Source organism: Rhizobium ecuadorense, from assembly GCF_001187535.1.
Taxonomy (GTDB): Bacteria; Pseudomonadota; Alphaproteobacteria; order Rhizobiales; family Rhizobiaceae; genus Rhizobium; species Rhizobium ecuadorense.
Map to the genome: position 1 here is coordinate 1 of NZ_LFIO01000342.1, position 215 is coordinate 215.

1 protein-coding gene is annotated in these 215 nt (G+C 62.8%); it reads left to right on the top strand.

Annotated features, from left to right (window positions below; genetic code table 11):
• On the top strand, positions 1-215 hold a 215-nt coding region (locus AF337_RS07385), incomplete at both ends, for an SDR family oxidoreductase (protein ID WP_152970950.1).

Sequence of the window (215 nt, forward strand, 5' to 3'; positions counted from 1 at the left end):
GGGCGATATCGATCTCATCGTCGACGTCAATCTCCGGGCGGTCCTGCACATCTGCCGGCTGGTCGTGCCCGGCATGGTGGCGCGCGACCGCGGGCATGTCATCAACATCTCGTCGATCGCCGGCGCCTACAATTTCGGCGGAAACTCATCCTATCACGCCGCCAAGGCAGGGGTGAGCATGCTGTCCAACCAGCTACGCATCGACGCTTTCGGGA